Origin of the sequence: Streptomyces sp. SM1 (genome assembly GCF_002910825.1) — a bacterium.
In the GTDB taxonomy this organism is placed as follows: Bacteria; Actinomycetota; Actinomycetes; order Streptomycetales; family Streptomycetaceae; genus Streptomyces; species Streptomyces okerensis.
Window position 1 is genome coordinate 2,787 of sequence record NZ_NEUB01000949.1, and the last position, 3,694, is coordinate 6,480.

Genomic DNA, 3,694 nt, shown 5'->3' on the forward strand with positions numbered 1-3,694 from the left:
CCCGCCAGTCCGCGTCCCGGCCCGCCCGGGCGGAGAGGTGGACGGCGACGCCCCCGGCGGGGCGGCCGGCGCTGGTGTCCAGGATGTGCGTGGACACGGAGGCGGTGGTGTCGGTGCTCATGTGCGTCAGTCCTCTGCGGCGTCGGCTGCGGCGTCGGCTTGTGCCCCGGTTCCGGCGTCTGCGTCGGCTTCGAGGAGACGGGCCAGCCGGATACGGTTGATCCTGCCCAGTTCGGTGCGCACGATCTCCCGCTCCCGCTCCGGCGTGTTGCCGAGCCGCTCCTTCACGGCGTCGCGCAGCTGCTCGCCGGTCCGGCCGGTGGCGCAGATGAGGAACACATGGCCGAACCTCTCCTGGTAGGCCAGGTTCAGCTCGAGCATCTCGGCCCTGAGCCCGGCCGCGGCGCCGGCCATCCCGCTCTGCTCCCGGGCGGAGACCGGGTCCCCGGGCCTGGGTCGCCCTATCGGCGGATGCCCGGCCATCGCCTCCTCCAGGTCCGCCGCGGTCAGCTCCGCCATGGCGGCGTCACTGGCGGCGTACAGGGCTTCGGCGGTGGCGTAGGGGCGGGCGGTGAGCAGTCGCCGGGCCCAGCCCGGGGCCGCGCAGACCTCGTGGAGCGCGGCGAGTGCCGCGTGCTCCTCCAGGGCGTTGAACCGGGCCAGGCCCGGCGGCGTGGATGTCGACGTCACGTGAGCCTCCGTGGCCGCGGGCGGCCGTGTGCTGCGAACGGGCGTGCCGACAGTGAACGCCGTCACGGACCATGCGTCAACAGTTTGTTGAAATATTCCGGTGGAGAAAGGCCGGTGGAGAAGGGGGGTCAGGCGCCCTTCTCGCGGTTCAGGTAGTTGTAGACGGTGAAGCGGCTGACTCCGAGCGCGCCCGCCACGGTCTCCACGCCGTGCCGTACGGCGAAGGCGCCGCGCGCCTCCAGGCCGCGTACGATCTCCTGCTTCGCCTTGCGGTCCAGATCCGCCAGCGGCATGCCGCTACGGCGTTCCAGGGCCGCGAGAATGTGGTCGAGGGAGTCCGCGAGCTGCGGCAGGCGCACGGCGACGGCGGCGGTGCCCTCCCAGGAGAGCACGACGTCGTCGGGCCCGGCCTCGTCCGGCGGGAGGAGTTCGCCGCCCATCGCGTCGACCAGCGGTTTCACCGCCGCGATGAACGCCTCCTCGCCGGTACCGGTCACCGGTGGTCCTCCTCGACCACGTTGATCTGGAGCGAGACACGGGTGGCGCCGGCCGTCAGGCTCCGGCGCAGCAGCGCGTCCACGGCGGTGAGCACCGCGTCGGCACCGCCCTCGGCCGTGTTGCCGAACGGCCCGACGTCCACCGCGTCCAGTTCCGCCGCCTCGACGACCTCCCGGGCCAGCACGGCGTGCGCGGGCGCCTCGTCGAGGTCGAAGGGCTCGGTCGTGAACTCCACTCTCAGTCGCACGGTGCCCCCCATTACCTTCCCGGCCTGTGCTTCTACCCAGATCGTCGCACCGCGGCGGAGCCGGTTCGCCCGCCACGAGGCGACCCTAACCGACCCGGAGACCCTCCGCCCCACCTGGGAACCGGCGAGGCCGGACGCCGTGCTCAGGGCCGGGGGCAGGTGTTCTCCCCGGGCTCCTGGTAGGTGCGGTACAGCGGTGACCTGTCGCGGCGTTCCTTCGGGAAGGTCACCACGGGGACCGGCTTGCAGACCGGCCACAGGCCCGCCGCACGTTCCGTTCCGGCGCCCCCCTTCGCGCCGGAACTCTCGTCGGCGAACGTGAAGACACCGCTCGCGCCCGGTACGCAGCCCGCGGCGCAGTGCTCGAGGGGGCTGCCGCGGCGCAGTTCGTCGTAGACGTCGTTGTGGGTCACGGCGTCGATGTCGCTGTCCCGGGCCGCCGCCACGGCGGTGCCCACGGCGGTGAGCGCGTCGTGGTACATGACCGCGTATCCGTCGTTGAGGGCGTCGGGACCTTCCTCGGTGAAGAAGCGGTCGTAGGAGCCGGTGAAGCGGGCGAATGCCTTCGGGACCCGTTCGTCGCCGTCGGCGCCGGCCCGCCAGCGGGGTGCGTCCACGGCGGCGGCGGTGACGATCTCGATGTTGTTGCGTTCGGCGATCCGGCGCATCGCGGCGGTCTCGGTGACGGGGTCACGGCCGGTACTGACGCGCAGGATGCGCAGCGGTTCGTCGTCCGGGCCGCGGTCACAGGAGCTGGTGCGGTCGATGGTCTCCAGGAAGGGCGGGAGATCGGCGTCGCGGCCGGCCAGGAACACGGTGCGGGCGTCGACCGCGCACATCGCGGACACCGCCCGCCGGAAGATCTGCGGAGTGCCCCGCGCCGGTCCCTTGATGCCCTGGTAGGTCTCGGTCCGCCGCTCCACCTCGTCCGGTGTGATGCCGTAGCGCGCGCCGAACTCCCGGCGGAAGACGCGGCGCAGGTTGGCGACGTAGTTGTCGTCCCGGTCGTCGGCGATCATGAACGTGTTCTTCCGGTCCACCCGGTTCGCGCTCACATAGCGCTGGAGCGCGTCGACGAACTGGTCCGTGGAGGGCGAGACCTTGAACAGGTAGGGGTCCTCCATGTCACGGGAGCTGAGCACGGCGCTGACTGCCGGGATCCGCGCGGGTCCCAGACCCTCCCGGACAGCGGCGAGCGTGGCGTCGTCGCTGTTGGGGAAGCCGATGGCGGCGACGACCGGGGCCTCGCCGCCGCGCCGTGCGGTCAGCGCGCCGGTCACGGGGGGCCAGTGGCTCAGGTCCTCGCCGACGTTGGCGAAGAGCAGCTGGACGGCGGTGTCGCCGGTGGCGGGGCCGTGGTTGTGGGCGTGCTGCGCGACGTAGGCGCCCTGGAGGGAGTGCCGGATCAGCTCCTTCGACATGGCCGCGCCCGGCTCGCGCGAGGTGTACGGCATGACGACGGCGACGCTCACCACCGGCTTGCCCGAGCGGCGCGCGGCCCGGTTCTCGGCTTCGATCCGGCCGAGTACGTCCGTGAGGCCGGGGGCGAAGCGGTACGCCTGCGAGGTGACGCCGACGCACTCCCGCCCGGGTCCGGTCCGCCGCAGCTCCCGGTCGGCGGTGCAGTAGTCGCGGTGCTGCCGGTGGCTGTCCAGGCCCCACCACGCCCCCGTCGTGATCAGGGCGGCGACCAGCGTCCACAGGGCCACCACGTCGACCAGGCCCAGCACGCGGAAGCGGAGCCGTCCCGGCAGCCAGCTCCAGGTCCGCCGGTCCCGCGGCCTCACCGTGCCGCTCCCGCGTCCGGCCGGCCGTCCTGCCAGCGGCGGTCCAGGGGCCAGTCCTCGCCGTTCCTGACCGAGCGGGGCCAGCGGATGGCGGCCTGGGCGAGGACCGCCCGGCCGGTCAGGTGCTGGGCGGACAGGAAGGACAGGTCCTGTCCGATCCGCTCGACCAGGGGCCGGTCGGCCTCGGCCAGTTCGTCCGCCGCGTACCACAGGGCGTGCAGCAGGCGGTTGATCGCCTGCTTCTCCAGGCCCGCTCCCGGGTCGGCGCGCAGATGGGCCAGGTCCCGGCTGCCCCGCGCGACCTCCTGGCACCGCGCGAACCAGGCGTCTCCCGGAGGGCGTGGCGCATGGGCGACGGTGCGCAGGGCGTGCAGCCAGTCGAGCGCGTCGCCGTCCGGGCGGACGAACTCCGCGTACAGCCGGTCGACGACCTCCCGCGCCTCCCCCGCCGCCAGCCGGTGCCACAGGAAGC

At 73.3% G+C, this 3,694-nt stretch carries 4 protein-coding genes and 2 pseudogenes; all 6 read right to left on the reverse strand.

Translation table 11 applies throughout. The annotated features are described in order from the left end of the window. Positions 1-121 (reverse strand): annotated as a pseudogene (locus tag B9S61_RS42870) (hydroxyisourate hydrolase); the annotation flags it as partial. Positions 122-126: 5 nt separating this feature from the next. Further along, the gene (uraD, locus tag B9S61_RS33130) at positions 127-690 is read right to left on the reverse strand and encodes a 2-oxo-4-hydroxy-4-carboxy-5-ureidoimidazoline decarboxylase (RefSeq protein ID WP_103545487.1); all 564 of its coding nucleotides are present in this window, start codon (positions 688-690) and stop codon (positions 127-129) included. A gap of 128 nt (positions 691-818) precedes the next feature. After that, the gene (locus tag B9S61_RS33135; RefSeq protein ID WP_103545488.1) at positions 819-1,187 is read right to left on the reverse strand and encodes a helix-turn-helix domain-containing protein; all 369 of its coding nucleotides are present in this window, start codon (positions 1,185-1,187) and stop codon (positions 819-821) included. Further along, on the reverse strand, positions 1,184-1,435 hold the full coding sequence (locus B9S61_RS33140) for a hypothetical protein (protein WP_103545490.1): 252 nt from the start codon (positions 1,433-1,435) through the stop codon (positions 1,184-1,186). Before B9S61_RS33140 ends, B9S61_RS33135 begins: the two co-directional genes overlap by 4 nt. Positions 1,436-1,578: 143 nt before the next feature. After that, the gene (locus B9S61_RS33145) at positions 1,579-3,222 is read right to left on the reverse strand and encodes a hypothetical protein (protein WP_103545489.1); all 1,644 of its coding nucleotides are present in this window, start codon (positions 3,220-3,222) and stop codon (positions 1,579-1,581) included. Then, positions 3,219-3,694 (reverse strand): annotated as a pseudogene (locus tag B9S61_RS41240) (hypothetical protein); the annotation flags it as partial. The pseudogene B9S61_RS41240 and the gene B9S61_RS33145, both read right to left, overlap by 4 nt.